This window comes from Nitrogeniibacter mangrovi (assembly GCF_010983895.1).
GTDB lineage: Bacteria > Pseudomonadota > Gammaproteobacteria > Burkholderiales > Rhodocyclaceae > Nitrogeniibacter > Nitrogeniibacter mangrovi.
The window spans coordinates 3,288,953-3,314,810 of sequence record NZ_CP048836.1; the positions used below are offsets into that span (position 1 = coordinate 3,288,953).

A 25,858-nucleotide genomic window follows, 5' to 3' on the forward strand; every position below is an offset into this window, starting at 1 on the left:
TTTGGTGCGCGCGCCCCGTTCGAGGTCATGATCGATCCGACACGGGCAGCAGCAGCGTGAAACACGTTCGGCCGGGCTCGCTGTCCACATCGATCATGCCTTGATGCTGTTCGACGAAACCTTGCGCCAGTGACAGGCCCAGACCGCTCCCTCCATCACGGCCGGACACCAGCGGGTAGAAGATCTGATCCCGGATGGTTTCCGGAATGCCCGGGCCGTTATCGATCACTTGCAATTCGAGTGCCAGTTTGTGTCGGCGCTTGGCCAGGGTGACCTGACGCGCCGCGCGCGTGCGGAAGGTGATCTCGCCACGCCCCTCGACCGCCTGGGCGGCGTTGCGGGCGATGTTGAGCACCGCCTGGATCAACTGCTCGCGATCCCCGGTGATGTCGGGCAGGCTCGTGTCGTAATCGCGGATGACCGTCAGCCCGGGGAACTCCGCCAACACCAGCCGGCGCACGTGCTCGAGCACGTCGTGGATGTTGAGCGGCGCCGGATGCATCACCGCATGGGTACCAAGCAGCCGCTTCATCAGGGCCTGGAGCCGGTCGGCCTCGGCGATGATGACCTGGGTGTATTCCTTGAGCAGCGGGTCGTCCAGCTCGCCTTCGAGCAGCTGCGCGGAGCCGCGAATGCCCCCCAGCGGATTCTTGATCTCGTGCGCCAGGTTGCGGATCAGCTCGCGATTGGCCTGCTGTTGCTGGAGCAGCACCTCCTCGCGGGTCACCCGCAGTTGCGCTTCGATCGGGCGGAATTCAAGCAGCAGATTGACGCCCGGCGCCTCGACCGGACTGACCGTGCAGTCCAGATAGAGCGTCTCGGCCCGGCCGGGCAGCTGCACCCTCAGATCCTTGCCGGTATAGCTCCAGTTGTTGTTGAGGACGTTGTCCAGGGCCGGCCCCAGCGGCGAGGCATCCCCGAGCAGGCTGGCCAGCTCTTGGCCGGCGTAACGCCGGGCGCTGATACCGAAGAGGTTTTCCGCCCCCGCGTTCAGGTAGCGGATGACCAGCGCCTCGTCGACCAGTACGACCGCGGTGGACAACAGATCAAGGCCGGCAAAGGGTGACGGCTTCGGGGTGGGCTTGAATCTGGGGATGAATTTGGATTTCATAGGCAGTCAGACTGTGAGCAAGATATGCGCCAGTTGCTGCCGCGGCACTCACAGGTCGGCGATTTCCTTTTTCAAGGCCTCGACATTGCGCTCATGCTGCTCGACCTTGTCTTGATAGGGTTTGAGGCGATCGAGCTTCTTCTGGTAGTTCTTCTCGTTGCCGTAGCGCACGTCTTCCTGCTCGGCCAGTGCCTTGCGCGCCGACTCCAGGGCCTTCTGCTCGGCCGCCAGTTCGTCTTCGAGGATCTTGCGGCGATCGGCGTCACGCTGTTTCTGGAGCTCGTCACTGACTTTCGGGAACGCGGACGATGGCGCCGCCGCCTTCGGCACGTTGCCACTGGGCACCGACGAGACCGGCAGGTCGGCGCTGAGCCGCTCGCACCCCTTGACGCGGCGGTCGTTGGTATAGGTGACCTTGCGCTCACCGGTGTTCGGATCGGTCTCGATGCACTTGTACACGTCGGCAAGGACAGTCGTGCTGGCCAGGCAGAGCACGGCGAAGGTGAGCGATTTCATTGGCATGTCCCGGTGGTGGTGCAGGCAGTTTATCAAGCACACGAGCATTGTGCGCTCAACATCCTGATGCAAAAACGAAAAAAGGACGGGCAGAGCCCGTCCTTTCTTAACGTTTGAACCGCGATCCGGCTTACAGGCTGTAATACAGATCGAATTCGACCGGGTGCGTGGTCATGCGAACGCGATTGACTTCTTCCATCTTCAGGTCGATGTAGGCATCGATGAAGTCGTTGGAGAACACGCCGCCCTGGGTCAGGAAGGCGCGATCGGCGTCCAGGTTCTCGAGGGCCTGATCCAGGCTCGCGCACACGGTCGGGATCTTCGCGTCTTCTTCCGGCGGCAGATCGTACAGGTTCTTGTCGGCTGCATCGCCCGGGTGAATCTTGTTCTGGATACCGTCCAGACCGGCCATCAGCAGGGCCGAGAAGGCCAGGTACGGGTTGGCCATCGGATCCGGGAAGCGGGTTTCCAGACGGCGACCCTTCGGGTTGGCCGTGAACGGGATACGGATGGAAGCGGAACGGTTGCGGGCCGAGTAGGCCAGCTTCACCGGCGCTTCGTAGTGCGGCACCAGACGCTTGTAGGAGTTGGTGGACGGGTTGGTGATCGCGTTCAGGGCCCGGGCGTGCTTGATGATGCCGCCGATGTAGAACAGGGCCATTTCGGACAGACCGGCATACTCGTTGCCGGCGAACAGGTTCTGGCCGTCCTTCCAGATGGACTGGTGCACGTGCATGCCGGAGCCGTTGTCACCGACGATGGGCTTGGGCATGAAGGTGGCGGTCTTGCCGTACTGGTGCGCCACGTTCTGGACGATGTACTTGAGGATCTGGGTCCAGTCGGCACGCTTGGTCAGGGTGCTGAACTTGGTCCCGATCTCGCACTGACCGGCGGTCGCCACTTCGTGGTGATGCACTTCGCAGGGCACGCCGCAGGCTTCCAGCGCCAGCACCATGGCGGCACGGATGTCGTTCAGGCTGTCGACCGGCGGGACGGGGAAGTAGCCGCCCTTGACGCGCGGACGGTGGCCGGTGTTGCCGCCATCGAATTTTTCGGCGGTGGACCAGGCGGCCTCTTCGGACAGCACCTTGCTGTACACGCCGGACATGTCCACGTTCCACTCGACGGAGTCGAAGATGAAGAATTCGGGTTCCGGGCCGAAGAAGGCGGTGTCACCGATGCCGGTGCTCTTCAGATACGCTTCGGCGCGCTTGGCGATGGAGCGCGGATCGCGGTCGTAGCCCTTGCCGTCGGACGGCTCGATCACGTCGCAGGACAGCACGATGGTGGACTCGTCGAAGAACGGATCGATGTAGGCCGACTCCGGATCCGGCATGAGGATCATGTCGGAGGCCTGGATACCCTTCCAGCCGGCGATGGAGGAACCATCGAACGGGTGGCCGTGCTCGAAGTGCTCCTCTTCAAAGGCAGACACCGGCAGACCGACGTGCTGCTCCTTGCCGCGGGTATCGGTAAAACGCAGGTCCACGAAGCGAACTTCGTTTTCCTCGATCATCTTCATGACAGTTTCAGAACTCATGGCCACTCCTCGTGATGAGCTTTTGGTTTAAAAACTTGCCGTCGACGGCAATCAGCGGGTTCTGACAAAGCAGGGATCATGCCACGGCATAATTCTGCTCATACCAGAGATTCTTGCCCCATTTCAGGGAATTGGGCATCGCCCCCTCCAGGCCCAATGCACCATTTTCGTGCGCACCAAAGTAGAGCGCACCATCAAGGTGCGAGCGTGCCATGGACCTTCAGACTGCGGATCTCCGGCCAGCGCGTCAGCGCCGCCCGGATCCGGTCGCCCAGGGCCTCCCGGTCGGCGATATTCTCCACCCGATCGAGCGGATAGAACATCTCGATTTCGACCCGACCGCCAAGATAATGCACCAGAACGCGGTCGGGTGCAGGCAGCGCATCGCCGACCGCCTCGCGCGCACGCGCGACCAGGGTCTTGCGATCCGGAACCTTGGTCATCGGCAACTCGAGGTGCTCTTCCAGATCGTCCTCCGCGTCCACATGGACCAGCACGTCCTGGACGTCCGCATGGGCGCCGCACACGCGCCGGCGCACGGACTCGGCGATGTAGTGCCCCTCGGAAACGGTGATACGCGGATCCACCTGCACATGCGCATCGCACAGCACCCGGTGTGCCATGCGCCGGGTACGCAATTCGTGTCCGTTGAGCACCCCCGGGGTCTCGTCGATGGTCCGCGCGATGCGCACCACCAGTTCCTTGGAGACGGCCGTGTCGACCAGCTCGCGGATCGCCGCATACGCCAGCGACAAGCCCATGCGCAGGATCATGAAACCCACCAGCGCCGCCGCCAGCGGTTCGACGAAGCGGTAACCGAGCAGGCCGCCGCCGATGCCGATGGCCACCACCAGCGACGAGGCGGCATCGGTGCGCGCATGCCAGGCGTTGGCCTCGAGCATGCGCGAGGACAGCCGGCGGCTGGCGGCCATGGTGAACCGGAACAGCACTTCCTTGGCCACCAGCGTGAACACTGCCATCCACAACGCAATCGGATGCAACGGCGGCAAGGCGTCCGCCGACTGCACCCGTGCGCCCGCCGACCACAGGAAGCCCACGCCGACCCCGAGCAGGGCCAGCCCGAGAAACAGGGAGACGACGGTCTCGAAGCGCTCGTGACCATAGGGATGGTCGTCGTCGGCCGGATCCGAGCCCTTGCGCGCGGCGAGCAGCACGAGCCCGTCGGAGAGCAGGTCGGAAAAGGTGTGCGCCGCGTCGACCACGAGACTGAACGCATTGCTCATGATCCCGACGACGAGCTGCAAGACGCTGAGCGTGAAGTTGGTGACGATGGCGACCAGGGTCACCTGCTGGATCTTGCGGGAACGCAGGTCTCTATCGGAGAGGGGGTACGCGGGATTGGCTTCGCCAGTCATGACCGAAACGGTATACTTGTGAGTCCGCCATTCTAGCCGGATCGCCCGCATGGGAACATTGACCGACCTGCTGTCGCTCGCGAAAAAACGCGCCGAGGACCTGAACCTGCCCTACGAAGGGGCCCTGACCCCCGCCGAGGCCTACCAGGTATGGCAACTGGCCCCGGGCGCCCGCCTGGTGGACGTGCGCACCCGGGCCGAATGGGACTGGGTCGGGCGCATCCCCGACGCGGTCGAAATCGAGTGGATGAGCTATCCGGGCAACCAGCCCAACCCGCATTTCATGGCCCAGCTCGAGCACCAGGTGGATCCGGAAGCGCTGGTGATGTTCATCTGCCGCAGCGGCGCGCGCTCCAGCAACGCCGCCAAGCTGGCCACCGAGCAGGGCTACAGCGGCTGCTACAACGTGCTCGAGGGCTTCGAGGGCGACAAGGACGCCAACGGCCAGCGCAATCGCATCGGCGGCTGGCGCAAGGCGGGCCTGCCCTGGCACCAGGGCTGAGCGGCGCCGGTGAGAACACGGGCCGCCCCCGGAACCGGGCGGCCGAACGGGCGGTCTGAAGACAGCCCACTGCAACACGAGGAACCCCCATGGAAGTGGCAACCATCAGTTTTGACCGGTTCAACGTCCTTCAGGACGAGCAGGCCCAGGCGCGTATCCGCGAGGCCCGCGCCAAGCTCGGCGACAAGGCCGTGCTGCTGTGCCATCACTATCAGCGCGCCGACGTGTACCAGCACGCCGACCTGACCGGCGACTCGCTCAAGCTGGCCAAGCTCGCGTCGGAAACCGATGCCGAATACATCGTCTTCTGCGGCGTGCACTTCATGGCCGAGGTGGCCGACATTCTCTCCAGCGACAAGCAGATCGCCATCCTGCCCGATCTGGCCGCCGGCTGTTCCATGGCCGACATGGCCAACCTCGCCAAGGTGGAGCGCTGCTGGCGCGAGCTGAGCGAAGTGCTGGGCACCCCCGACGAGCACATCACCCCGGTCACCTACATCAACTCGGCCGCCGACCTGAAGGCCTTCTGCGGCGAGCACGGCGGCATCGTGTGCACCTCCACCAACGCCCCGACCATCCTCGACTGGGCGTTCGGACAGCGCGAGAAGGTGCTGTTCTTCCCCGACCAGCACCTGGGCCGCTGGACCGGCTTCAAGAAGGGCATCCCGCTCGAGGACATGCACGTGTGGGATCCGGACCTGGAATACGGCGGCCTCACGCCGGAACAGATCAAGTCCGCCAAGATCCTGTTGTGGAAAGGGCACTGCTCGGTGCACCAGATGTTCCAGGAGAGCCACATCCGCCGCTGGCGCATGCAGCATCCGGAGGGCCGGGTGATCTCCCACCCGGAGAGCAATCTCGAGGTGTGCCGCAACTCCGACTACGTCGGTTCCACCGAATTCATCATCAACACCATCAAGGCCGGGCCGGACAACACGCGCTGGCTGGTGGGCACCGAGCTGAACCTGGTCAACCGCCTCGCCGAGGAGGAAAAGCCACGTGGCGTGATCGTCGAATTCATGGCGCCCACGGTGTGCATGTGCTCGACCATGCAACGCATCGACCCGCAGCATCTGGCGTGGACGCTGGAGAATCTGCTCGAAGGCACGGTCGTCAATCGCATCGAAGTGCCGCCCCACGAAGCCGAGATGGCCAAGGTGGCGCTCGATCGCATGCTCGCCGTGTCCTGACACGCCACCCGCGCGAGACCACGCAAACGGCGCCTTCGGGCGCCGTTTCACCTTCAGGTGCGGATGAACGCGGCGATGCGTGGATCGGCTCGCAGTTGCACCAGATCCGGCTCGGCCGGCAACTGCGGCCGGTCACGGTCCACATTGACCATGCACAGGAAGCCGAGCGGTTCGGCCGCGTTGGCGCGGAACTGGTGCCAGGTCATGGGCGGAATGTGCACCAGATCGTGCGGGCCGACGGAACGCACTTCGGCCCCCACCAGGCAGGCGCCGCGGCCGCGCAGGATCATCACCGCGTGGGCGTGCTCGTGGCGCTCCAGGGTCGAATGCCCCTCGGCCGCCACCTCGAAGTAGCGCAGCTCGCAGCCGAGCGCGTCGGTGCGGAACAGCAACTGCCGGGTCACGTCCTTGAACGGCGCACTGCCCGCGTCCTTGTAGGCGAGCAGGTCCACCGCCTCCCAGCGGTAGTCCGGCAACGCGCGACGGATGTTCGAATGGCTCATGTCCGCCCCTGTTGTTCCACGGCGTCAACGAAGTGCCGCATGGCCGCCTCCGGATCCTCGGCTGCCAGCAGGCTGCCGCCGATGAGCAAGGCCACGTCCGGCCCGTAGAAATCCACCAGCTCGGGCACCCGGTCCGGTGACAGACCCCCGGCCGGCACCGGCAGCGCTGGCGGCAGCGCCCCCAGCGGCGCCCGCGCCGCCTCGGCAATGGCGTGGCACCTCCGGGCGTCGTCGGCGAATCGCCCGCCGAAGTTGGGGAAGATCACCATGTCCGCCCCGAACAGACGGAACAGGGTGCCATACAGCAGCGCCGGTGCGATGCGGCCGACCCCGGCCAGGGCCGGATGAGCCAGCACCGGCATGTCCAGGCCGTCGGCCACCCATTCGGCCATGGTGGAGGGGCCGACCAGCAGCGGACACATCATGACCGCGCCGACGCCGTGATCGCGGCACACCTGCACCTGGGCCTGCAGCTTGCGCGCACCGCCGTTGAGATTGGGCGCATAGACGCTGCGCCGGCCGGTCTCGGCATTGGCGCGCGCCACCGCCGCCTGGATGGCGGGCACCCGGCGCGCGAACGGGGCACTGACCGGGTCGGCAAGGCCGTGGTCGTCCTTGATGAGCGCGATGCCCGCGCGCGCCTGCAGGTAGGCCAGCGCCGCCAGCGCCTCGACATCCATGCCCTGGGGCTTGAGGGCGCTGCAGGCGATGGGGCCGCGCGGAATCCCGAGGCGCTCGCGCACGCCGTCGATGCCGAAGCGCGGCCCCGGCAGCGCCGGCAACCCGTCCGGCCAGTCGACCGCCTCGAGGCGCACGTCCGGCTGCAGCGACGAATTGCCGAAGAGCATGTTGAGGAGCTGGCCGGCGTCATCGCCCACGGTCTCGAGCGCCAGGCCGATGCGCGCCTCGAACACGTTCTCGCCCGCCGGCACGATGTCCATCACCCGGCCGACCACCGCGTCACGCACGCGCGCATCGCGCACCGCGCCCATGGGGCATTCGACACTCTGCTCGATGGCCAGCGCTCGCGCGCGCGCCTCGATCTGCATCGGGGTGGCGTCGATCCGGTAGGTCACATGCATCCGCGTCATGGCGTCTGAGATATACACTGGAGGGAAACGAGTTTTCGGCGGCGATTATGCCCCAGCCACCATGAGCCTGCGCATCTGCACCTACAACATCCACAAGGGCTTTTCCCAGTTCAATCGGCGCATGATGATTCATGAACTGCGCGAGCGGCTGCGGCAACTCGAGGTGGACATCGTGTTCCTGCAGGAGGTTCAGGGGCTGCACCTGGGCCATGCACGTCGCCATGCCGACTGGCCGAACGAGCCGCAGCACGAGTTCCTCGCCCGCGACATCTGGCCCTCGGCGGCCTATGGCGGCAACGCCATCTACGATCACGGCCACCATGGCAACGCCATCCTCAGCCGCTACCCGATCCTGAGCACACACAACGAAGACGTCTCGGACCACCGTTTCGAACGTCGCGGCCTGCTCCACTGCGAGATCGAGGTGACGCCGGGACAGGCGCCGATCCACTGCGTGTGCGTCCATCTGGGGCTGTTCGCCGGCAGTCGCCGGCGTCAGATGGGCGCCCTGGTGCGGCGCATGGCAGAGCTGGCCGGCGAGGAGGCGCCCATGATCGTCGCCGGCGATTTCAACGACTGGCGCAACCGCGCGCCCTACCACCTGCTCTCGCACCTGAACCTGACCGAGGTCTTCAGCCCCGAGGGGCGACCGCCGCGCAGCTACCCGAGCGCCTTCCCCCTGTTCCGCCTCGATCGCATCTACGTGCGCGGGCTCGCCATCGAGCAGTCGGCGGTGCATTTCGGGCCGCCGTGGTCCTCCATTTCGGACCACGCTGCGCTCACTGCCGAGCTTCGCCTGCCCGGATGAGGCATACCGAGCTCTGGCCTCATTTCAGCGACGGCAACCGGCTCACCCTGCTCGAGACCGGGGCGGCGTTCTTTCCGGCGCTGGAACGCGAGATCGACGCGGCGCGGGTCGAGATCTTCCTCGAGACCTACATCTTCAAGTACGACGCGGTCGGCACCCGGCTGGTCGCCGGCCTGCGGCGCGCCGCGGCGCGCGGCGTGGCGGTGCGGCTGCTGGTGGACGGCTTCGGCAGTCGCCATTTCGTCGAGCACCATCGCAAGGACCTGCTCGAGGCCGGCATTCAGCTGCTGGTCTATCGGCGCGAGCTGAGCCGATGGTCCCTGCGCCGCCATCGGCTGCGCCGCCTGCACCGCAAGCTGGCCGTCATCGACGGGCGGGTGGCCTTCGTGGGCGGCATCAACCTGGCCAGCGACATTCCCGACCACATCCCCGATCACCCCCGTCACGACTACGCGCTAAAGGTCGAAGGGCCGCTGCTGCGCGCCATTCACTCGAGCGTCCGCCATGTCTGGGAGCTGGTGGCCTGGGCGAGTCTCAAGCAGCGCTTCCGCCTCGACGACATCGCCCCGCCGCAAGGGCGGCACGTGGGCGACATCACCGCCGCCTTCGTGATTCGCGACAACATCCGCCATCGCCGCGACATCGAGAACGCCTATCTCGATGCGGTCGACCAGGCCCGCCGCCAGATCCTGATCGCCAACGCCTACTTTCTGCCGGGGCGGCGCTTCCGCCGTGCCCTCGTGGCCGCGGCCGAGCGCGGCGTGGAAGTGACGATTCTGCTCCAGGGCCAGGTGGAATACCGGATCCAGCACTATGCGACCCAGGCCCTCTACCCGTCGCTCATGCATCATGGCATCCGCATCTTCGAATACCGGCGCAGCTTCCTGCACGCCAAGGTGGCGGTGATCGACGACGTCTGGGCCACCGTCGGCTCGAGCAACATCGACCCCTTCAGCCTGTTGCTGGCGCGCGAAGCCAACGTGATCGCCCGTGACCGCGGCTTCGCCGAACAGCTGCGCACCCGGGTCGAGCATGCCATGGCCGAGGGCGCCCGCCCCCTGTCCCTGACCCACTGGCGCAAGAAGCCCCTGCTCACCCGCATGCTGCGCTGGCTGGCCTACGGCGTGGCGCGCCTGGCCGTCGGCATCAGCGGCTATGGCAAGGGCAAGGAAGGCTTATGAAGGGCGCGGCGGCGGCAGTGGCCGCTTCGAGGAGATGACGCCGGTGTTGACCCCGAACCAGCCCAGGCCACCGAACAGACGGGCGTATTCGATCTTGACGCACCGGTCCATCACCACCGACAGACCCGCGGCTTCGGCGCGCGCGGCGGCCGCGGCGTTGATCACCCCCAGTTGCATCCACAGGCAGCGGGCACCGATGGCGATGGCCGCCTCGGCGAGCGCCGGCATTTCCTCGGCGCGACGAAAGCAGTCGACCATGTCCACCGGTTCGGGAATGGCCTCCAGCGAGGGATAACAGGGCTGCCCCAGCACCGAGGTGTACATCGGGTTGACCGGGATGACCCGATAGCCGCGATCGAGCATGTACTGCGCCGCGAAGTTGCTGGGCCGATGCCACTTGGCCGACAGGCCCACGACCGCGATGGTACGCGTCGAAGCCAGCACCCGGCGAAGACCATCCGCGTCATCGATCATAATCCCTCCTCGATTTCACCTGCGCCACCCGCGGCACCGCGTCGATGGACCAGTGCGCCCGCGCCCAGGCCCACACCGTGGCCACCGAGGCGCGCGCCAGTTCGTCGGGTGGCGCCTGACCGAGACAGCTTAGCGCATCGACGAGCACCGGTGCCGGGCGAAAATCGTCCACCGCCCGCGCCAAGCTCTGTTTGGACAGCTTCTGGCCGGCGGCGTCCACCACCACCGGCAAGTGCGCATAGCGTGGTGTCGGCAGGCCGAGCGCCTGCTGGATGGCAATCTGACGCGGCGTCGAAGGCATCAGATCGATCCCACGGACCACATCGGTCACCCCCGCCTCGGCATCGTCGACCACGGTCGCCAGCTGGTAGGCGAACAGCCCATCGGCACGCTTGAGGATGAAATCGCCCGCCTCCCGGCTCACGTCCTCCTCGATCCGGCCCTGCAGCCGGTCCTCGAAGCCGACAGCCCCGGCAGGCACGCGAAAACGCCACGCACGCGCATGGGCGCCAGCGGGCAGGCCGTCACGGCAAGTGCCCGGATAGCGGGCCGATCCGTCGGCCGCGCGGGGCGCCCCGGCGAGCATCTTGCGGGTGCAGGCACACCCGTAGACCCGATCGTCACGGCGCAGGCGTTCCAGCGCCGCGGCGTATTGCTCGGTACGCGCGTGCTGCCAGACCGGCGCACCATCCCATTCGAAGCCCAAGGCCTCCAGGGTACGCAGGATCCCCTCACCCGCGCCACGGACCGCGCGGGGCGCATCCACGTCATCGATCCGAACGAGCCATTGGCCCCCCAGATCGCGGGCATCGAGATAGCTGCCCACAGCGGCCACGACGGAACCGAAATGCAGCGGACCGCTCGGCGTGGGGGCAAAGCGTCCCACCGGGGAGGAGGATGGAGGAAAAATCATGTCCGAATGCCATTCAAGTTCAATGACGTTGGCACAGCACCGACGACCATTCGTCAGTCTGACCCCGCCCTCCGACCTGCCAGGCTTTCGCCTCGTCGGCCGGCGGACGATACTGCTGCTTTCGTCCCATGTTAACCGACCGGCCCCCGTTCATGGATCGACAGGCCCCGCGACGCGTTTCCGGCGCGCTCAACGAGCGCCGCATTGCCCAGCGCACCCAGGTCGAAAGCCTGATCCTGCTGGCAATGAACCTGCGTACCGGCATCGTCGCCGGCATCGTCGGCGCCCTCGGTGCGCTCGTGTGGCTGTGGCCGCACCTGCCCGCATCGCTCCTGCTCGGCTGGGCCGGCGCCACGCTGGCGGGCATGCTGGCCTCGATCTATCTGGTCCGCGCCAGTCGCCATTGGGCCCATGACGAAGCCTCCATGGCGCGCCTCGAGGGCTGCTTCGCGGCGAATACCTTCTACATCGGTACCGTCTGGGGCGTTCTCCCCCTGCTCGACACCCACGCCTTCGGCGGCCCGGCCCAGGTCATCGTGCTCATGCTGCTGGGCGTCGTCGCGCTGGGCGGCACGGGCGTTCTCGCCCCCAGCCGGGCGGTCTTCCTCGCCTTCATCGTCCCGACGCTGGCTCCGATCCTCGCCGTGCTGGCACTGGAACCGCCGGCGGCAATGCCCCATGCGGCCATCGCCGCCGGCGTCTTTGCCGCCATGCTCGGCGTGCTCCATGAACTGTTCCATCACATGCTCCGCAGCACACTGGCGCAGCGCCTGACCAGCGACACCCTGGCCGAGGAACAGCGCGTCATTCTCGAGAGCACCACCGAAGCGATCATGCTGACCCGGCGCGATCGCCTGCTCAAGTGCAATCGCCGCTTCGCCGACCTGGTGGGCGAACCGGTCGAGACCGTCCTCGGACGGCCCCTGTGGCAGTGGCTGGCCGACCCCAACGACTGGCATCGCAATGCCCAGCGCGCCCGTGCCGCCATGACCGAGGGGCTGACCTTCCGCACCAAGGTCCAGTTGCGGCGCACCAACGGCGAGCTGCTCTGGGTGGAATTCAATGCCGACGCGGTCGACCCCGCCCGGCTCGAACGGGGGGTGGTCTGGATCGGCCAGGAACTCACCTCTCGCCTGCGCTCCGAGGCCACCCTGCATGCGTCCGAGGAACGCTATCGGCGACTCATCACGCTGACCTCCGACTGGTACTGGGAGTGGGATGCGCGCCTGCGATTCACCCATCTGAGCGGCCCCGGGCTGGCGCGGGCCGGTCTGTCGCCGGCCTTGTACGGACACACGCTGGGGGCCATGAGCCAGATCGGCGGCGTGAGCACCGAGAGCTGGGCCGCGCTGCAACGCCAGATCGAGCGCCGCGAACCGTTCCGTGACTTCATCTGGCAACTGCAACAGAACGGCGACGACGCACGCTGGTTTTCCATGAGCGGTAATCCGACCTTCGACACCGAGGGCCGGTTCGCCGGCTACCATGGCATCGGCTCGGAAGTGACCGAACAGATGAAGGGGTCGGAACGTTTCCGCCAGCTGGCCTATCACGACACCCTGACCGGCCTGCCGAACCGCCGCCTGCTCGACGATCGCCTGCACCTGGCGATTGCCCAGGCGGCACGCCGGGAGCTGCGCCTGGCGGTCATGGTGGTGGACCTGGACAACTTCAAGATCATCAACGACAGCGCCGGCCATGCCGTGGGTGATCTGGTGCTGGTGTCGGTGGCCCGCCGGCTGCAGGGCGCGATCCGGGCCAGCGACACGGTGGCCCGGCTCGGCGGCGACGAATTCGTCGTGATCCTGCCCGACGTGGAGGCGGAATCGGCGAATCTGGTCGCCGAGAAGATCACCACGTCCCTGGCGGCACCCGTCGAGGCCGGCGAGCGCCAGTACCTGCTCGGCGGCAGCGTGGGCCTGGCCATCTATCCCGACGATGGCACCTCCGCGCGGGCCCTGCTCGCCCGCGCCGACGCCGCCATGTACGAAGCGAAGCGCCAGGGCGGCGGCCGCCATATGGCACATGGCACCCTGCCACACGACCCCGCGCCATCACGCCAGCCGAGCACGCGGACCGACGCGCTCAGCTGAGGCCGATCCGCCGCCGGCGTACCGGCTCAGACGTTGAACAGGAAGTGCATGACGTCGCCGTCCTGAACGACGTAATCCTTGCCCTCGACCCGCATCTTGCCGGCTTCCTTGGCACCCGCTTCGCCCTCGCAGGCCACGAAATCGTCGTAGGCGATCGTCTGCGCGCGGATGAAGCCGCGCTCGAAGTCGGTGTGGATCACGCCGGCGGCCTGCGGGGCGGTCGCGCCCACCGCGACGGTCCAGGCGCGCACTTCCTTCACCCCGGCGGTGAAATAGGTCTGCAGGCCGAGCAGCGTGTACCCGGCGCGGATGACCCGGTTGAGCCCGGGTTCCTCCAGCCCCAGATCCTCGAGAAAGGCCTGCTTGTCCTCGTCGTCGAGGTCCGCCAGCTCCGATTCGATCTTGGCGCACACCGCCACCACCGGGGCCCCCTCGGCATCCGCATGGGCCTTGAGCCGGTCCAGATGGGGATTGTTCTCGAAACCGTCCTCGAGCACGTTGCCCACATACATGGCCGGCTTGATGGTGAGCAGGCACAAGGGCTTGATGAGCGTCTTCTCGTCGTCGGACAAGTCGAATGTCCGCGCGGGCCGGCCTTCGTTCAGGTGCGGTTGCAGCCGTTCGAGCACGTCGACCAGTTTCTTCGCCTCCTTGTCGCCCGAACGCGCCTTCTTGCCTTCGCGGTTGAGGGTCCGCTCCACCGCGGCCAGGTCGGCGAGCGCCAGCTCGGTCACGATGGTCTCGATGTCGGCGATCGGATCGATGTGGCCATTCACGTGCACCACGTTCGGGTCGTCGAAGCAGCGCACCACGTTGACGATGGCATCGGTCTCGCGGATGTTTGCCAGAAACTGGTTGCCCAGCCCCTCGCCCTTGGAGGCACCCGCCACCAGGCCGGCGATGTCGACGAACTCGACGATCGCGGGCTGGACACGCTCCGGATGCACGATCCCGGAGAGCACATCAAGCCGCTCGTCGGGCACCTCGACGATGCCCACGTTGGGCTCGATGGTACAGAACGGATAGTTCGCCGCTTCGATGCCCGACTTGGTCAGCGCATTGAAGAGGGTGGACTTGCCCACGTTGGGCAGCCCGACGATGCCGCATTTGAGGCTCATTTCGCTTCCTTGCTGCGCGCGATGCGCGCGTTGATCTTCTGCGTGGCGGCATCATAGGCACCACGTTCGATGTCCGGCCAGGCCTCCAGTGCCCGCTCGATGGCCGCCTCGATCAGCGCCTGCTCTTCGCGACCGGGCCGCTTGAGCACGAAGCCGACCACGGCGTTGCGATCGCCCGGATGGCCGATGCCCAGCCGCAGGCGCCAGTAATCATGGGTCCCGCTGTGCGCCGAGATATCCTTGAGCCCGTTGTGCCCCCCCAGACCGCCGCCGAATTTCAGCCGGGCCTGGCCGGGCGGCAGATCGAGTTCGTCGTGGACGACGAGGATCTCCTCGGGCGCGATCCGGTAGAAACGCGCCAGCGCACCGACCGATTGCCCGGAGCGGTTCATGAAGGTCTCGGGCATCAGCAACCACATGCCGTTGCCCGCCTTGGCGACGAGCCCGTGAAACCGGCTTTCATGCCGGAACACGGCCCCGAGCTTGTCAGCCATGCGCTCACAAAACCAAAACCCGGCGTTGTGCCGGGTTTCGGAATAGTCGGCGCCCGGGTTTCCGAGGCCGACAATCAGCTTGGGCGCCGGTCGCGACGTCTTGGTCATGCGACAGGACTCCCGATGAAGAACGCTTACTCGGCGGCCGGAGCTTCGCCGCCCTCTTCACCTTCGGCCTCTTCGCCCTCGGCAGCCACGCCACCACGCGGCGGCACGCAGCTGACCACGACCGGGTCGTCTTCACCATGGAGCACGGCGTCGACACCGGCAGGCAACTTGAGGTGGGAGATATGGATGGACTGGCCAGCCTCGATGTCCTTGAGATCCACCTCGAGGTACTCCGGCAGATCCTTGGGCAGGCACTGGACGTCGATTTCGTTCATCACATGGGTGATCAGGCCGTTCTGCAGCTTCACGCCCGGCGACACCTCGTCGTTCACGAAGTGCAGCGGCACCTTCAGGTGGAGCTTCTCACCAGCCTTGACGCGTTGGAAATCCAGGTGCATGACCAGTTGCTTGTACGGATGCCACTGGGCATCACGCAGCACCACGCTGCTCTTCTCGCCGCCCAGGTTCATGGTCAGCACGGAGGCGTGGAAGGCTTCCTTGCGCAGCAGATGGTAGATCTCGTTGTGATCCAGCGTGATCTGCTGGGCGTCTTGCTCGGCGCCGTAGACGATGCCCGGCACACGACCGTCGCGACGCAGGCGGCGGCTCGCACCCGTACCCTTGGCGTCGCGCTTTTCAGCGTTGAATTGAATATCCATGACTACTCCACAGTGTTGAGCCCGCCCGCGACCAGGCAGGCTCCATCAAAATGCCGGTGCCGCATGGCACCGGCGCCAAATCATTCCATGAACAGGGTGCTGACCGATTCCTCGTTGCTGATGCGCAGGATCGTGTCGGCCAGCAGGGAGGCCACCGAGACCTGACGGATCCGGCCACCGGCGCGGGCTTCGTCGCTCAGCGGAATGGTGTCGGTCACCACCAGCTCGTCGAGGGCCGAATCCTGGATCCGCGCCACCGCAGCGCCGGAGAGCACCGGATGCGTGCAATAGGCAAGCACCCGCTTGGCCCCGTTGTCCTTGAGCGCCGAGGCCGCCTTGCACAGGGTGCCGGCGGTGTCGACGATGTCGTCCATGATGACGCAGGTGCGGTCCTTGACCTCACCGATGATGTTCATCACTTCCGACACGTTGGCCTTGGGACGACGCTTGTCGATGATGGCCAGATCGCATTCCATGCGCTTGGCGAACGCCCGCGCGCGCACCACGCCGCCCACGTCAGGCGACACCACCATCAGGTCGTTGAACTTCTGCTTGTCCAGATCGTTGAGCAGCACCGGCGCCGCATAGACGTTGTCCACCGGGATGTCGAAGAAGCCCTGGATCTGGTCCGCATGCAGATCCATGGTCAGCAAGCGCTGGACGCCGACCGCCTGCAGCATGTTGGCCACCACCTTGGCGGTGATGGGCACGCGCGCCGAGCGCGGCCGCCGATCCTGGCGGGCGTAGCCGAAATAGGGAATCGCAGCGGTGATGCGGCCGGCCGAGGCGCGCTTGAGGGCGTCGACCAGGATCACCATTTCCATGAGGTTGTCGTTGGTGGGCACACAGGTGGGCTGCAGCACGAACACGTCCTTGCCACGGACGTTCTCGAGCAACTCCACGTTGACCTCGCCATCGGAGAATCGCCCCACCGTTGCCGCCCCCAGGGAAATCCCCAGGCGCTTGACAACATCTGCGGCCAGTTTCGGGTTGGCGTTTCCGGTAAACACCATGAGGCTGCCATGAGCCATCTTGCTTCTCCGATACCGTTGGTTTTGCGGTCGCAAAAACACATCGGGCAGGCATGGCGCCTGCCCGACTCACTACTGGCTGGGGAGGAAGGATTCGAACCCTCGAATGCCGGAATCAAAATCCGGTGCCTTAACCGACTTGGCGACTCCCCAAGATAATCTGCTTCGCTTCGCTAACCCGCCCAGTCGAACAGAGGATGCCGATCCAGCCCCCTGACCGCCCAGGCCCGCCACGGTGCCGGACACTGCCCGGCGACGTCCCGTGCCTGCCGCTCGCTTTCGAACTCCGAAAAAAGACAGGCTCCAGAGCCTGTCATTCGGGCCGGCGCGATGGCACCGAGCCAGTCGATTGCAGCCGCAATTTGCGGGTATCGCGCGCGCGCCACACGCTCCAGATCGTTTCGTGTCGCGCTCATTGCGAAGTCCGCTATTTTGATGGGTTTCGTATTTCTCGTCAACTCTTTTGCGCCGAAGATTGCGGCAGTCGGCACCGACACCCCGGGGGCCACGACGACGTACCAGCGCGGCGGCAACTCGAGCGGCGTCAGGCGCTCCCCGACCCCTTCGGCAAACGCCGAGCGCCCGAACACGAAAAAGGGCACATCCGCACCCAGTGGCAGGGCAAGCGCCTCGAGTGCATCACGCGAGGCATGCAGCCCCCACAGCCGGTTGAGTGCCAGCAAGGTGGTCGCCGCATCGGAGCTGCCGCCGCCGAGGCCGCCGCCCATGGGCAGGTGCTTGTCGATGAGGATGTCGACGCCCCGGCGCTCGCCAGCCCAGTCGCGCAACGCATGGGCCGCGCGCACCACGAGATCGTCCTCGGGCGGCACGCCGGGCACCTCGGTCACACGGCGGATGCGGCCATCGGCGCGCAGGCGGAAACCGAGCCGGTCGCCCCAGTCGAGCAGGCGAAACGCGGTCTGCAGCAGGTGGTAGCCGTCCGGCCGTCGACCGGTCACGTGCAGGAACAGGTTGAGTTTGGCCGGCGCGGGGCAATCGAGCAGTTCGGTGGTCACTGCCATTGATCGACGATGAGCTTGAGCCGGGCCTCGCCCCGGGAGACTTCGATGCTGCGCGGACGCGCGTCGGGTGCGTCGGAGGCATAGGCCAGATAGCGCACCTGCCATCCGTCGTCGGCGATCCGCAGGGGCCGTCCGACCGCATCCTGCTCGCGCACGTCCTCGCGGGCCACGACCCCGCCCTGCACCCAGCGCGGCAGGGACGCGACCGGCACCGCCACCCCCAGCACCCGCGCGATGAGCGTCTCCACCGGCTCGACGATCTGCTCGCCGTTCGAGGTCACCAGGGTGGCCGTCTCGCCGTTACGGGTCAGGCGCGCCACGAGCTGGCCGAGCGGGGAATAGAAATCCCAGCGGTCGCTGGCCGGCGCATGCTGCCAGGCGAATTTGCCACTCAGCGCGTCCTCGCCATTCTTGGCCGCCAGACGTCCGCTGATCGAAAAATAGGCCTGCACCGGACGGAACGCGAGGGCAGTGGTGGTTACCGTCGTCGGCGCCGTGGCGCACCCGGCCACCACGGCGGCAGCCGTCATCGTCACGAGCCGGCGCATCACTGGCCGTAGCGCCGCATGACCGTGGCCAGGGTGGTGTTGTCGGGGTAGTCCTTGGCGGCGGCTTGCCAGGTCTTGCGCGCGCCGTCCTGATCCCCCATCTCCCACATGACCTCACCCAGGTGAGCGGCGATCTCCGGATCGGCCCTCAGGCTGTAGGCCTCCTCGAGCAGGTGCCGGGCCTCCTGCAGATCGCCGCGGCGATACCGCACCCAGCCCAGGCTGTCGATGATGAAGGGATCCTTGGGTCGCAGCTCGACGGCCTTGCGGATCAGCGACTCGGCCTCGTCGAGGCGTTCGCCACGATCCGCCAGCCAATAACCCAGCGCGTTGTAGGCATGGGCATAGCGGGGATCGAGCGCGATGATCTTGCGCAGCTTTCCTTCCATGGCCTCGGTATGACCCAGCCGATCGGCGAGCATGGCCGACTCGTAGAGCAGATCCGGATCGTCGGGCTTGAGCTTGAGGGCCTCGTCGACCGTGCTCACGGCCTCCTGGACCTTGCCCGCGTCGCGCAGCAGCTGGGCCTCGATGAGCAGATAGTTGGCCCGGCTCGCATCGTCATGCCCCAACGCCCGCAGGCGCTTGCGCGCGCCGTCGAGATCACCGTGGGTGGCGAGCAGCTGGGCCACCCGCAGCTGGGCGCGCTCGCGCCGCGGCGGCTGCTTGACCGCGTCGTAATGCGCGATCGCCTCCTCGATGTCGCCACGCGCCTCGGCCACCTGGGCCAACCCGGTCTCGACACCGTCGTGATCCGAATAGCCTTCGCTCTTGAGCTTCTCGAAGGCTTGGGCGGCGGCGTCCACATCGCCCATCTCGAGGGCAATGATTCCCATCGCGTAGCGCGAGGCATGGTCATCGGGCTCTGCGGCCAGGACCTGCTCGAAAGCCGCCCGCGCGTCCGCATAGCGCTTGACACTGAGCAGCGCCCGAGCGTAGCCGCGGCGCACATCGACATCGTCGGGATGCACTTCGAGGTAGGCGGCCAGGGTCATGACCGCCGCCTCGGCCGACTTGGTCTGCTGGATCTGCGCCTTGAGCAGCACGGCCTGGGACCAGTCCGGACGCAGCGCCAGCGCCTGATTGAGCTCATCCAGACTGGCATCGAGGTCACGCCCGCCCGACGCGGCATGGGCGCGCGCGAAGTGCGCCTCCGGCAGATCCAGATAGGGCTCGGTGACGCGCTCGACGATCTGGCGCACCCGCGTCTTGTCCTCGATCGGGGCGAGCACGCGATTGAGCCCGAGCAGCGCCCCCGGCAAGCGCGCCCCCGCGTTGGCGAGGGACTGGGCCAGACGCATGGCGATCTGCTCGTTGGTCATTTTCTCGCCCGCCAGCGAGCCTGCCAACACCCGCTGTGCGTCGTCCGATGCCGGATCGGCCTGGGCCCAGATCCGGGCGGTCTCCTGGGCGATGTCCATGCGCCGCGCGTAAAGCGCGATCTCCGTCGCCCGGCGCGCCACACGCGCGTCCTTGGTGGTCCGCGCAAGCCGCTCGTACAGCGGCAACGAGTAGTCGAGCCGGCCGCGCGCCAGCGCGATCTCGGCCAGCAGCATGTCGAACAGGATTTGCGGGGTCAGCTCCTGACCGGGGGTGCGCCGGGATGCGGTCGTGTCGGACTCGGCCGCACGGGAAACCGCCAGCGGCAGGGCGACGCCCATCAGCGCGGTCAGGATGACGGCGACCCCGCGCCGCAACTTCGAAGAAAAAAACATGATGTCGATCCGTTGAGACGCCACGCCCGGTGGCATCGTTCTGGCGTAGGCGCCACACCGTCCCGGCTGCGCCACTATCAATGCATCTTTGCAATTGGATCGCAATTCGCCGCATCGGTTCGCCGCATCTTAGGGAGTTTGACCCACACGGGCAAGCGCGCGCACGGCTTACAATGGAGCGCCCTTCCCCAAGCCCCGCCCATGCCCGAACTGCCTGAAGTCGAAACCACCGCGCGCGGCATCGCCCCCCACCTGACCGGCGCCCGGATCACCGGCGTCAGCGTCCGCGAGCCACGCCTGCGCCGACCGGTGCCGGCCGATCTGGCCAGCCGGCTGCACGACCGAACCCTGCTTGCCGTGTCCCGACGTGCGAAGTATCTGCAATTCGATTTCGGCACCGGCCAGCTGCTCATCCACCTGGGCATGTCGGGCAGCCTGCGCATCATCTCGCCCGAGACCCCGGTAACCGCCCACGACCACGTGGACCTGTGCTTCGGCGATCGGGTGCTGCGCTATCGCGATCCGCGCCGCTTCGGTCTCATGCTGTGGCTCACACCGGGCGAAGAAGCCACCCACCCGCTCCTCGCCCCCCTGGGGATCGAACCGCTTTGCGCCACCTTCGACGGCCACTGGCTGTACCGCGCGACCCGCGAGGCGAGACGCCCGATCAAGAGCTTCATCATGGACAGCCACCGCATCGTCGGGGTTGGCAACATCTATGCTTCCGAGAGCCTGTTTCGCGCCGGCATCCATCCGCTGGCGATCGCGGGCCGACTCGGCCCGGCGCGCTGCGAGCGGCTGGCCGGCGCGATCCGCGACACGCTGCGGGACGCCATCGCCGCCGGTGGCAGCAGCCTGCGCGACTTCGTGCGCACCGACGGCCAGCCCGGTTATTTCCAACAGCAGTACTTCGTCTATGGCCGCGACGGCGAACCCTGCCGACACTGCGGACGGCCGGTCGAACGGATGGTGATCGGCCAGCGCGCCAGCTTCCTGTGTACACAGTGCCAACGCCGCTGAGCCGCGCCGGAATCCGCCGCGCATGACCGTTCGTCGTCCTGCGCCGGCCTTCCAGGCGGCGCCTCGGGGCACTGCTTGGTGTATGGGCGCCTCGGCGCTATGCTGGGACATTGGAATAAAACGGTATCCGGCCGTCCATGCGCCGGCAAGCACATCATGGGACTGATTGACCACTTTTCCGAATACAGCCGCTGGCGCGCCGACGTCGCCCGAACGGTCGGAGTGCTGCGCAGTTGGTTGAACCAGAACGAGATCGGCGACGCGCAATCGGACCTGCGCCTGCAGTACGCCCTCGACCGCCTGAAGGAAGACAAGCTCACGGTCGCCTTCGTGGCCGAGTTCTCGCGTGGCAAGTCGGAGCTCATCAACGCCCTGTTCTTTGCCGACTACGGCAACCGGGTGCTGCCCTCGAGCGCCGGGCGGACCACCATGTGCCCGACCGAGCTGCAGTGGTCCGAGGGCGACACCCCGCAAATCCGGCTGCTGCCCATCGAGACCCGGCGGGAGCACGCGACGGTCGGCGAACTGAAGCGTTACCAGGATCTTTGGGTAACGCAGCAACTCGACATCGGCTCGACCACGGCCCTGCAACAGGCCATGGCGCGGGTCGGCGAAATCAAGACCGTCAGCCGGGCCGATGCCGAAGCCCTGGGTTTCATCATCGACCCGGAAGGCAACAACGGCCTGCAGCCGGATGAGCACGGTCAGGTGGTCGTACCCTGCTGGCGTCATGCGGTCATCCATTTCCAGCACCCCCTGCTCGAACAGGGGCTGGTCGTACTCGACACGCCGGGGCTCAACGCGATTGGCGCCGAGCCGGAACTGACTCTGTCGCTGCTGCCCAACGCCCACGCGATCCTGTTCATTCTCGCGGCCGACACCGGCGTCACCCAGAGCGATCTGGCGGTGTGGCGCGACTATGTCAACGCCGGCCAGCGCACCGAGGGGCGACTGGTGGTGCTGAACAAGATCGACAGCCTGTGGGACGGGCTGCGCGACGAGGCCCGTATCGCCGAGGAGATCGGTCGCCAGGTGGACGCGGTCGCCCACGACCTGAAGCTGGAACGCGGCCACATCTTCCCCATTTCGGCCCAGAAGGCCCTGCTTGCCCGCATCCAGAACGACGCACCGCTGCTCGACCGCAGCCGCCTCGGCACGCTCGAGTCCGCCCTGAGCAGCGAGCTGCTGCCGGCCAAGCAGCAGATCGTGCGCACCTCCACGCTGGCCGAGACCGAAGACATCGTCATGCATGCCGACGAACTGCTCGCCTCGCGCCAGCAGGGCGTGAACGAACAGCTGCGCGAACTGACCGATCTGCGCGGCAAGAACCAGAACGTCATCGAATACATGATGCGCAAGGTGCGCGCCGAGAAGGAGGAATTCGAGGCCGGCCTGAAGAAGTATTACGCGGTGCGCAGCGTGTTTACCAATCTCACCAACAACCTGCTGGGCCATCTGGGCCTCGACGCCCTGCGCGACGAGACCCGTCGCACCCGCGAGGCCATGCTCGAGTCGACTTTCTCGCGCGGACTGCGTCAGGCGATGACCGGCTTCTTCGACCATCTGCGCGGCAACCTGCAGAAGTCCGCCGAGGAAGTGAACGAGATCTCGGGCATGCTCGGCGCGATGTACAAGCGCTTCAGCGTCGAACACGGCCTCAAGCTCACGCCGCCGGCGGGTTTCTCGACACTGCGTTACGAGCGCGAGATCAACACGCTGGAAAAGGCCTTCAACACACAGCTGAACACCACCCTCACCCTGGTCACGACGGAAAAGCACACCCTGACGCAGAAGTTCTTCGAGACCGTCGCGATCCAGGCCCGCCGGACCTTCGAAGTGGCCAACCGGGACGTGGAGCACTGGCTGCGGGCGGTCATGTCACCGCTCGAGACCCAGGTCAGGGAGTATCAGCTTCAACTCAAGCGCCGCCTCGAGAGCGTCAAGCGCATCCACCAGGCCACCGACACCCTCGAAGACCGCATCGTCGAGCTGGAGCAACAGAATCAGTCGATCGCGCATCTGCGCAGCGAACTGGCGCAGATTTCCAGCGACATCCAAACCGCCCTGGGCGGGACCGAGGCGACGACACCTCGAACCGAAGGTCGCGCCCTGGCGGCCTGAGCGCGGTACGGGCGCAAACAAAAAAAGCGAGGCACCCGCCTCGCTTTTTCATGCCGTCGCCGGGCTCACCCCTGGGTGAGCTTGACGAACTTGGCCATCAGTTCGTCGTGGGACTCCTGACGGTCCGGGTCATGCGGAATACAGTCCACCGGACACACCTGCTGGCATTGCGGCTCATCGAAATGGCCGACGCACTCGGTGCATTTGTTCGGGTCGATTTCGTAGATTTCATCGCCCTGGTAAATCGCGTTGTTGGGGCACTCCGGCTCGCACACATCGCAGTTGATGCATTCGTCGGTAATCATCAGCGCCATGATCAATCCTCTCCTTGTTTCGATCGATTCAATTTCAACCGCAGGCGACGTTCCACTGCCGGTTGAACAAATTGTCCAATATCGCCGCCGAAACGGGCAATCTCCCGCACCATCGTGGCGGAAATGAACATGTACTCTTCAGCGGGCGTCAGGAACACGGTCTCCACGTTCGGGTAGAGCTTGCGGTTCATGCCCGCCATCTGGAACTCGTATTCGAAGTCCGACACCGCCCGCAGGCCACGCAGGATCACGCGGGCCCCCTGGGCGCGCACGAAGTCCATCAACAGGCCGCTGAAACCCTTCACTTCGACATTGCCGAACCCGGCGGTCACTTCCCGCGCGATCTCGACACGTTCGCCCAGATCGAAGATCGGCCCCTTGCCGGCACTGGCCGCGACCGCCACGATCACCTTCGGAAACAGCAACGCAGCACGCCGGACCAGGTCTTCGTGACCCCGGGTCATCGGATCGAAGGTGCCCGGATAGATCACCGTGCCATTCATCATGCCTGCTGCCTCTCCATCAACTGGAAGCACACCTGACCGGCGCGCCCCGACCTGACCGCAACGAAGTCGCTCAGTGACTCGAGCGGCTGCTCCGCCTCGACATAGAGCCGCCCGTCGGGCGCCACCAGCGCATCCAACCAGGGCGTCAGACGATCGAGCCAGCCCTTGTGGTACGGCGGATCGAGCATCACCAGATCGAAGGGGCCGGGCGCGGATGCGGCGAATTTTAGCGCATCGCCGCGTATCAGCTCCACTCGGTCCGCCCCCAGAGACCCGGCATGCGCCCTGAGCTGCGCGAACGCGCGGGGGTTGCACTCTACCATGACCACCGAGGCTGCTCCTCTCGAGGCGGCTTCGAAACCCAGTGCGCCGGAGCCGGCGAACAGGTCGAGGCAACGCCAGCCGGTCAGATCCTGCCCCAGCCAGTTGAACAGGGTCTCGCGGACGCGATCGGGCGTGGGCCGCAGCCCTGCCGCATCGGTCACGTTCAGCAGACGGGAGCGCCACTGCCCCCCGGTGATGCGCACACGGCTCAACGGGCGGGCCCGGTCTCGGCGGCCACCCGCCGGCGGTCACCGTCTCCGCCGACGATCACGGTCACGAGATGGTCGGGTTGCACGCGCCGACGGAAGGCATCTCGCACCTGCTCGACCGTCAACTGTGAGACCGCCCGCGGATAGGCCTCGAGCCAGTCGGCCGGCAAGCCGTAGTAGCCGATCACCGCCACATAACCGAGCAGCTTGGCGTTGGAATCGATCCGCAGACCGAAGCCATTGACGATGTTCGCCTGGGCAGCCTTGAGCTCCTCGGGCGTCGGCCCCTGGGCAATGAACTTGGCCAGCGTGTCGCGCACCACCTCGATCGCCGCGTCGGTCTGACGCCCCCGCGTCTGCAGTCCGATGCGGAACGGTCCGGCGACCGCCTGGGGCTCGAAATAGCTGTAGACGCTATAGGCGAAGCCGCGCTTCTCGCGCACCTCCTTCATCAGGCGCGACACGAAGCCCCCGCCACCGAGCACGTAGTTGCCGGTCACCAGCGCGTAGTAGTCCGGGTCGTCCCGGCGCAGCCCCGGCATGCCGATGGCGATGTGGGCCTGGGCCGACGGATTGGTCACCCGCACGGTGTGTGCCGCTGGCAGGGAGGGCGCCGGCAGCGCCTCGGGGGGCTGCCCCTGCGGCAGTTGCCCGGTGATGCGCCGGGCGATGTGGTCGGCCTCCTCGCGACTGAGATCACCGACGATGCTCACATGCGCGCCGGCGGCAGCATATTGCCGTTGATGGAAGCGCACCAGATCGTCGCGGGTGATGCCCTCGAGGGTCGCCTTGGTGGCCGACACGCCGTACGGATGGCCCGGATAGATCTCGGCCATGAAGGTGCGCTCGGTCAGATAGCCCGGCTGCGTCTCAGCCTCCTGCAAACCGGCGATGGCGCGCGCGCGCTCGCGCGTGAGGACCGCTTCGGGAAAGACCGGCGCGCCAACCACCGAGGCCACCAGATCCACCGCAGCGTCGCGTTCGGCCGCACTGGAGAGCACCCGCAGGCTCACCGAGGCCCGGTCCGTCTCCGCGTTCGCGCCGAACTGGGCACCGAGGTCGGCGAAGCGGTCCGCCAGCGCGTTCTCGTCCAGCGCGGCGGTGCCGGCGTCGAGCATGCCCGCCACCATCCCGGCCAGACCCGCCTTGTCGGCGGGCGCGTAGGCACTGCCGGCGGGGACGTCGATCTGGATGTCGACGATGGGCAGGGCATGGGTTTCGACGAAGGCGACGCGGACCCCGGACGGCAGCGTCCATTGCTGGATCTGCACCGCCGCCATGGCGGGCGTGGCGACGGCGGACACCACGAACAGCGTGGCCAGGCTCAGGGCGACACCGAAGGTCTTGACGATCTTTGGGAACATGTCGGGC

The 25,858-nt window shown here is 66.5% G+C and carries 27 protein-coding genes and 1 tRNA gene; 7 read left to right on the forward strand and 21 right to left on the reverse strand.

Going from position 1 to position 25,858, the window contains the following annotated elements; translation table 11 throughout:
- Window positions 1-25: 25 nt before the first annotated feature.
- From glnL to G3580_RS15300, 5 genes are all read right to left on the reverse strand, one after another.
- A complete protein-coding gene (glnL, locus tag G3580_RS15280) occupies window positions 26-1,111 on the reverse strand; it encodes a nitrogen regulation protein NR(II) (protein ID WP_173766939.1) in 1,086 nt (361 codons plus the stop codon).
- A 48-nt stretch (window positions 1,112-1,159) separates the two neighbouring features.
- The gene (locus tag G3580_RS15285) at window positions 1,160-1,627 is read right to left on the reverse strand and encodes a DUF4124 domain-containing protein (protein ID WP_173766941.1); all 468 of its coding nucleotides are present in this window, start codon (window positions 1,625-1,627) and stop codon (window positions 1,160-1,162) included.
- A gap of 130 nt (window positions 1,628-1,757) precedes the next feature.
- A complete protein-coding gene (gene glnA, locus G3580_RS15290) occupies window positions 1,758-3,167 on the reverse strand; it encodes a type I glutamate--ammonia ligase (RefSeq protein WP_173766943.1) in 1,410 nt (469 codons plus the stop codon).
- Between the two features lie 76 nt (window positions 3,168-3,243).
- Window positions 3,244-3,381 (reverse strand): hypothetical protein, encoded by a 138-nt coding sequence (locus tag G3580_RS15295; protein WP_173766945.1) that lies wholly within the window; start codon window positions 3,379-3,381, stop codon window positions 3,244-3,246.
- A complete protein-coding gene (locus G3580_RS15300) occupies window positions 3,362-4,543 on the reverse strand; it encodes a cation diffusion facilitator family transporter (RefSeq protein WP_173766947.1) in 1,182 nt (393 codons plus the stop codon). The genes G3580_RS15295 and G3580_RS15300 overlap by 20 nt, the downstream gene beginning before the upstream one ends.
- 49 nt (window positions 4,544-4,592) lie before the next feature.
- On the opposite strand from G3580_RS15300, the gene G3580_RS15305 reads away from it, so the two are divergent.
- Window positions 4,593-5,045, forward strand: coding sequence for a rhodanese-like domain-containing protein (locus G3580_RS15305; protein WP_173766949.1), 453 nt, complete (start codon window positions 4,593-4,595; stop codon window positions 5,043-5,045).
- 89 nt (window positions 5,046-5,134) lie between these two features.
- Entirely contained in the window at window positions 5,135-6,235 is a 1,101-nt protein-coding gene (nadA, locus tag G3580_RS15310) for a quinolinate synthase NadA (protein WP_173766951.1), read from the forward strand.
- 53 nt (window positions 6,236-6,288) lie between these two features.
- Here the strand turns inward: nadA and G3580_RS15315 are convergent, their stop codons facing one another.
- Entirely contained in the window at window positions 6,289-6,738 is a 450-nt protein-coding gene (locus G3580_RS15315) for a cupin domain-containing protein (RefSeq protein ID WP_173766953.1), read from the reverse strand.
- Window positions 6,735-7,829, reverse strand: a complete 1,095-nt coding sequence (locus tag G3580_RS15320; RefSeq protein ID WP_173766955.1) for a RuBisCO large subunit C-terminal-like domain-containing protein — start codon at window positions 7,827-7,829, stop codon at window positions 6,735-6,737. The genes G3580_RS15315 and G3580_RS15320 overlap by 4 nt, the downstream gene beginning before the upstream one ends.
- Window positions 7,830-7,890: 61 nt before the next feature.
- Between G3580_RS15320 and G3580_RS15325 the strand changes: the two genes are divergently transcribed.
- Together G3580_RS15325 and clsB are read left to right on the forward strand one after the other, a co-directional pair.
- Window positions 7,891-8,637: an endonuclease/exonuclease/phosphatase family protein gene (locus G3580_RS15325; protein WP_173766957.1), complete on the forward strand. Its 747-nt coding sequence runs from the start codon at window positions 7,891-7,893 to the stop codon at window positions 8,635-8,637.
- Window positions 8,634-9,818, forward strand: a complete 1,185-nt coding sequence (gene clsB / locus G3580_RS15330; RefSeq protein ID WP_173766959.1) for a cardiolipin synthase ClsB — start codon at window positions 8,634-8,636, stop codon at window positions 9,816-9,818. Before G3580_RS15325 ends, clsB begins: the two co-directional genes overlap by 4 nt.
- Here clsB and G3580_RS15335 read toward each other — a convergent pair.
- Both G3580_RS15335 and gluQRS read right to left on the reverse strand, forming a co-directional pair.
- The gene (locus G3580_RS15335) at window positions 9,813-10,292 is read right to left on the reverse strand and encodes a CoA-binding protein (protein ID WP_173766961.1); all 480 of its coding nucleotides are present in this window, start codon (window positions 10,290-10,292) and stop codon (window positions 9,813-9,815) included. The genes clsB and G3580_RS15335 overlap by 6 nt on opposite strands.
- Complete coding sequence (gene gluQRS, locus G3580_RS15340) at window positions 10,282-11,205, reverse strand: tRNA glutamyl-Q(34) synthetase GluQRS (protein WP_173766963.1); 924 nt, start codon at window positions 11,203-11,205, stop codon at window positions 10,282-10,284. The genes G3580_RS15335 and gluQRS overlap by 11 nt, the downstream gene beginning before the upstream one ends.
- A gap of 152 nt (window positions 11,206-11,357) precedes the next feature.
- Between gluQRS and G3580_RS15345 the strand changes: the two genes are divergently transcribed.
- Window positions 11,358-13,298: a diguanylate cyclase domain-containing protein gene (locus G3580_RS15345; protein WP_173766965.1), complete on the forward strand. Its 1,941-nt coding sequence runs from the start codon at window positions 11,358-11,360 to the stop codon at window positions 13,296-13,298.
- Between the two features lie 26 nt (window positions 13,299-13,324).
- On the opposite strand, the gene ychF is transcribed toward G3580_RS15345, so the two are convergent.
- From ychF to G3580_RS15385, 8 genes are all read right to left on the reverse strand, one after another.
- Entirely contained in the window at window positions 13,325-14,416 is a 1,092-nt protein-coding gene (ychF, locus tag G3580_RS15350) for a redox-regulated ATPase YchF (protein WP_173766966.1), read from the reverse strand.
- Window positions 14,413-15,018, reverse strand: a complete 606-nt coding sequence (pth, locus tag G3580_RS15355; RefSeq protein WP_173766968.1) for an aminoacyl-tRNA hydrolase — start codon at window positions 15,016-15,018, stop codon at window positions 14,413-14,415. Before pth ends, ychF begins: the two co-directional genes overlap by 4 nt.
- 26 nt (window positions 15,019-15,044) lie before the next feature.
- Entirely contained in the window at window positions 15,045-15,677 is a 633-nt protein-coding gene (locus tag G3580_RS15360) for a 50S ribosomal protein L25/general stress protein Ctc (RefSeq protein WP_173766970.1), read from the reverse strand.
- A gap of 80 nt (window positions 15,678-15,757) precedes the next feature.
- Window positions 15,758-16,708: a ribose-phosphate pyrophosphokinase gene (locus G3580_RS15365; RefSeq protein WP_173766972.1), complete on the reverse strand. Its 951-nt coding sequence runs from the start codon at window positions 16,706-16,708 to the stop codon at window positions 15,758-15,760.
- Window positions 16,709-16,784: 76 nt separating this feature from the next.
- Window positions 16,785-16,861, reverse strand: a tRNA-Gln gene (locus G3580_RS15370).
- A gap of 20 nt (window positions 16,862-16,881) precedes the next feature.
- Window positions 16,882-17,730: a 4-(cytidine 5'-diphospho)-2-C-methyl-D-erythritol kinase gene (gene ispE, locus G3580_RS15375; RefSeq protein ID WP_173766974.1), complete on the reverse strand. Its 849-nt coding sequence runs from the start codon at window positions 17,728-17,730 to the stop codon at window positions 16,882-16,884.
- Window positions 17,721-18,260, reverse strand: coding sequence for a lipoprotein insertase outer membrane protein LolB (gene lolB / locus G3580_RS15380; RefSeq protein WP_173766975.1), 540 nt, complete (start codon window positions 18,258-18,260; stop codon window positions 17,721-17,723). The genes ispE and lolB overlap by 10 nt, the downstream gene beginning before the upstream one ends.
- A 17-nt stretch (window positions 18,261-18,277) precedes the next feature.
- The gene (locus G3580_RS15385; RefSeq protein WP_173766977.1) at window positions 18,278-19,993 is read right to left on the reverse strand and encodes a tetratricopeptide repeat protein; all 1,716 of its coding nucleotides are present in this window, start codon (window positions 19,991-19,993) and stop codon (window positions 18,278-18,280) included.
- Window positions 19,994-20,194: 201 nt separating this feature from the next.
- Between G3580_RS15385 and mutM the strand changes: the two genes are divergently transcribed.
- Together mutM and G3580_RS15395 are read left to right on the forward strand one after the other, a co-directional pair.
- Window positions 20,195-21,013 (forward strand): bifunctional DNA-formamidopyrimidine glycosylase/DNA-(apurinic or apyrimidinic site) lyase, encoded by an 819-nt coding sequence (mutM, locus tag G3580_RS15390; protein ID WP_173766978.1) that lies wholly within the window; start codon window positions 20,195-20,197, stop codon window positions 21,011-21,013.
- Window positions 21,014-21,169: 156 nt separating this feature from the next.
- The gene (locus G3580_RS15395) at window positions 21,170-23,134 is read left to right on the forward strand and encodes a dynamin family protein (protein WP_228720686.1); all 1,965 of its coding nucleotides are present in this window, start codon (window positions 21,170-21,172) and stop codon (window positions 23,132-23,134) included.
- Between the two features lie 65 nt (window positions 23,135-23,199).
- Here the strand turns inward: G3580_RS15395 and G3580_RS15400 are convergent, their stop codons facing one another.
- Genes G3580_RS15400 through G3580_RS15415 form a run of 4 tightly spaced genes read right to left on the reverse strand, consistent with a single transcriptional unit; the run spans window position 23,200 to window position 25,851 of the window.
- On the reverse strand, window positions 23,200-23,448 hold the full coding sequence (locus G3580_RS15400; RefSeq protein ID WP_173766980.1) for a YfhL family 4Fe-4S dicluster ferredoxin: 249 nt from the start codon (window positions 23,446-23,448) through the stop codon (window positions 23,200-23,202).
- A 2-nt stretch (window positions 23,449-23,450) separates the two neighbouring features.
- On the reverse strand, window positions 23,451-23,954 hold the full coding sequence (coaD, locus tag G3580_RS15405) for a pantetheine-phosphate adenylyltransferase (protein WP_173766982.1): 504 nt from the start codon (window positions 23,952-23,954) through the stop codon (window positions 23,451-23,453).
- Entirely contained in the window at window positions 23,951-24,490 is a 540-nt protein-coding gene (gene rsmD / locus G3580_RS15410) for a 16S rRNA (guanine(966)-N(2))-methyltransferase RsmD (protein WP_173766984.1), read from the reverse strand. Before rsmD ends, coaD begins: the two co-directional genes overlap by 4 nt.
- The gene (locus G3580_RS15415) at window positions 24,487-25,851 is read right to left on the reverse strand and encodes a M16 family metallopeptidase (RefSeq protein WP_173766986.1); all 1,365 of its coding nucleotides are present in this window, start codon (window positions 25,849-25,851) and stop codon (window positions 24,487-24,489) included. The genes rsmD and G3580_RS15415 overlap by 4 nt, the downstream gene beginning before the upstream one ends.
- Window positions 25,852-25,858: the final 7 nt, after the last annotated feature.

What these genes read in the sequence shown, in the direction of transcription:
- glnL (WP_173766939.1), bottom strand. Translation starts at nt 1,111, where the DNA reads ATGAAATCCAAATTCATCCCCAGATTCAAGCCCACCCCGAAGCCGTCA.
- G3580_RS15285 (WP_173766941.1), bottom strand. Translation starts at nt 1,627, where the DNA reads ATGAAATCGCTCACCTTCGCCGTGCTCTGCCTGGCCAGCACGACTGTC.
- glnA (WP_173766943.1), bottom strand. Translation starts at nt 3,167, where the DNA reads ATGAGTTCTGAAACTGTCATGAAGATGATCGAGGAAAACGAAGTTCGC.
- G3580_RS15295 (WP_173766945.1), bottom strand. Translation starts at nt 3,381, where the DNA reads ATGGCACGCTCGCACCTTGATGGTGCGCTCTACTTTGGTGCGCACGAA.
- G3580_RS15300 (WP_173766947.1), bottom strand. Translation starts at nt 4,543, where the DNA reads ATGACTGGCGAAGCCAATCCCGCGTACCCCCTCTCCGATAGAGACCTG.
- G3580_RS15305 (WP_173766949.1), top strand. Translation starts at nt 4,593, where the DNA reads ATGGGAACATTGACCGACCTGCTGTCGCTCGCGAAAAAACGCGCCGAG.
- nadA (WP_173766951.1), top strand. Translation starts at nt 5,135, where the DNA reads ATGGAAGTGGCAACCATCAGTTTTGACCGGTTCAACGTCCTTCAGGAC.
- G3580_RS15315 (WP_173766953.1), bottom strand. Translation starts at nt 6,738, where the DNA reads ATGAGCCATTCGAACATCCGTCGCGCGTTGCCGGACTACCGCTGGGAG.
- G3580_RS15320 (WP_173766955.1), bottom strand. Translation starts at nt 7,829, where the DNA reads ATGACGCGGATGCATGTGACCTACCGGATCGACGCCACCCCGATGCAG.
- G3580_RS15325 (WP_173766957.1), top strand. Translation starts at nt 7,891, where the DNA reads ATGAGCCTGCGCATCTGCACCTACAACATCCACAAGGGCTTTTCCCAG.
- clsB (WP_173766959.1), top strand. Translation starts at nt 8,634, where the DNA reads ATGAGGCATACCGAGCTCTGGCCTCATTTCAGCGACGGCAACCGGCTC.
- G3580_RS15335 (WP_173766961.1), bottom strand. Translation starts at nt 10,292, where the DNA reads ATGATCGATGACGCGGATGGTCTTCGCCGGGTGCTGGCTTCGACGCGT.
- gluQRS (WP_173766963.1), bottom strand. Translation starts at nt 11,205, where the DNA reads ATGATTTTTCCTCCATCCTCCTCCCCGGTGGGACGCTTTGCCCCCACG.
- G3580_RS15345 (WP_173766965.1), top strand. Translation starts at nt 11,358, where the DNA reads ATGGATCGACAGGCCCCGCGACGCGTTTCCGGCGCGCTCAACGAGCGC.
- ychF (WP_173766966.1), bottom strand. Translation starts at nt 14,416, where the DNA reads ATGAGCCTCAAATGCGGCATCGTCGGGCTGCCCAACGTGGGCAAGTCC.
- pth (WP_173766968.1), bottom strand. Translation starts at nt 15,018, where the DNA reads ATGACCAAGACGTCGCGACCGGCGCCCAAGCTGATTGTCGGCCTCGGA.
- G3580_RS15360 (WP_173766970.1), bottom strand. Translation starts at nt 15,677, where the DNA reads ATGGATATTCAATTCAACGCTGAAAAGCGCGACGCCAAGGGTACGGGT.
- G3580_RS15365 (WP_173766972.1), bottom strand. Translation starts at nt 16,708, where the DNA reads ATGGCTCATGGCAGCCTCATGGTGTTTACCGGAAACGCCAACCCGAAA.
- ispE (WP_173766974.1), bottom strand. Translation starts at nt 17,730, where the DNA reads ATGGCAGTGACCACCGAACTGCTCGATTGCCCCGCGCCGGCCAAACTC.
- lolB (WP_173766975.1), bottom strand. Translation starts at nt 18,260, where the DNA reads ATGACGGCTGCCGCCGTGGTGGCCGGGTGCGCCACGGCGCCGACGACG.
- G3580_RS15385 (WP_173766977.1), bottom strand. Translation starts at nt 19,993, where the DNA reads ATGTTTTTTTCTTCGAAGTTGCGGCGCGGGGTCGCCGTCATCCTGACC.
- mutM (WP_173766978.1), top strand. Translation starts at nt 20,195, where the DNA reads ATGCCCGAACTGCCTGAAGTCGAAACCACCGCGCGCGGCATCGCCCCC.
- G3580_RS15395 (WP_228720686.1), top strand. Translation starts at nt 21,170, where the DNA reads ATGGGACTGATTGACCACTTTTCCGAATACAGCCGCTGGCGCGCCGAC.
- G3580_RS15400 (WP_173766980.1), bottom strand. Translation starts at nt 23,448, where the DNA reads ATGGCGCTGATGATTACCGACGAATGCATCAACTGCGATGTGTGCGAG.
- coaD (WP_173766982.1), bottom strand. Translation starts at nt 23,954, where the DNA reads ATGATGAATGGCACGGTGATCTATCCGGGCACCTTCGATCCGATGACC.
- G3580_RS15415 (WP_173766986.1), bottom strand. Translation starts at nt 25,851, where the DNA reads ATGTTCCCAAAGATCGTCAAGACCTTCGGTGTCGCCCTGAGCCTGGCC.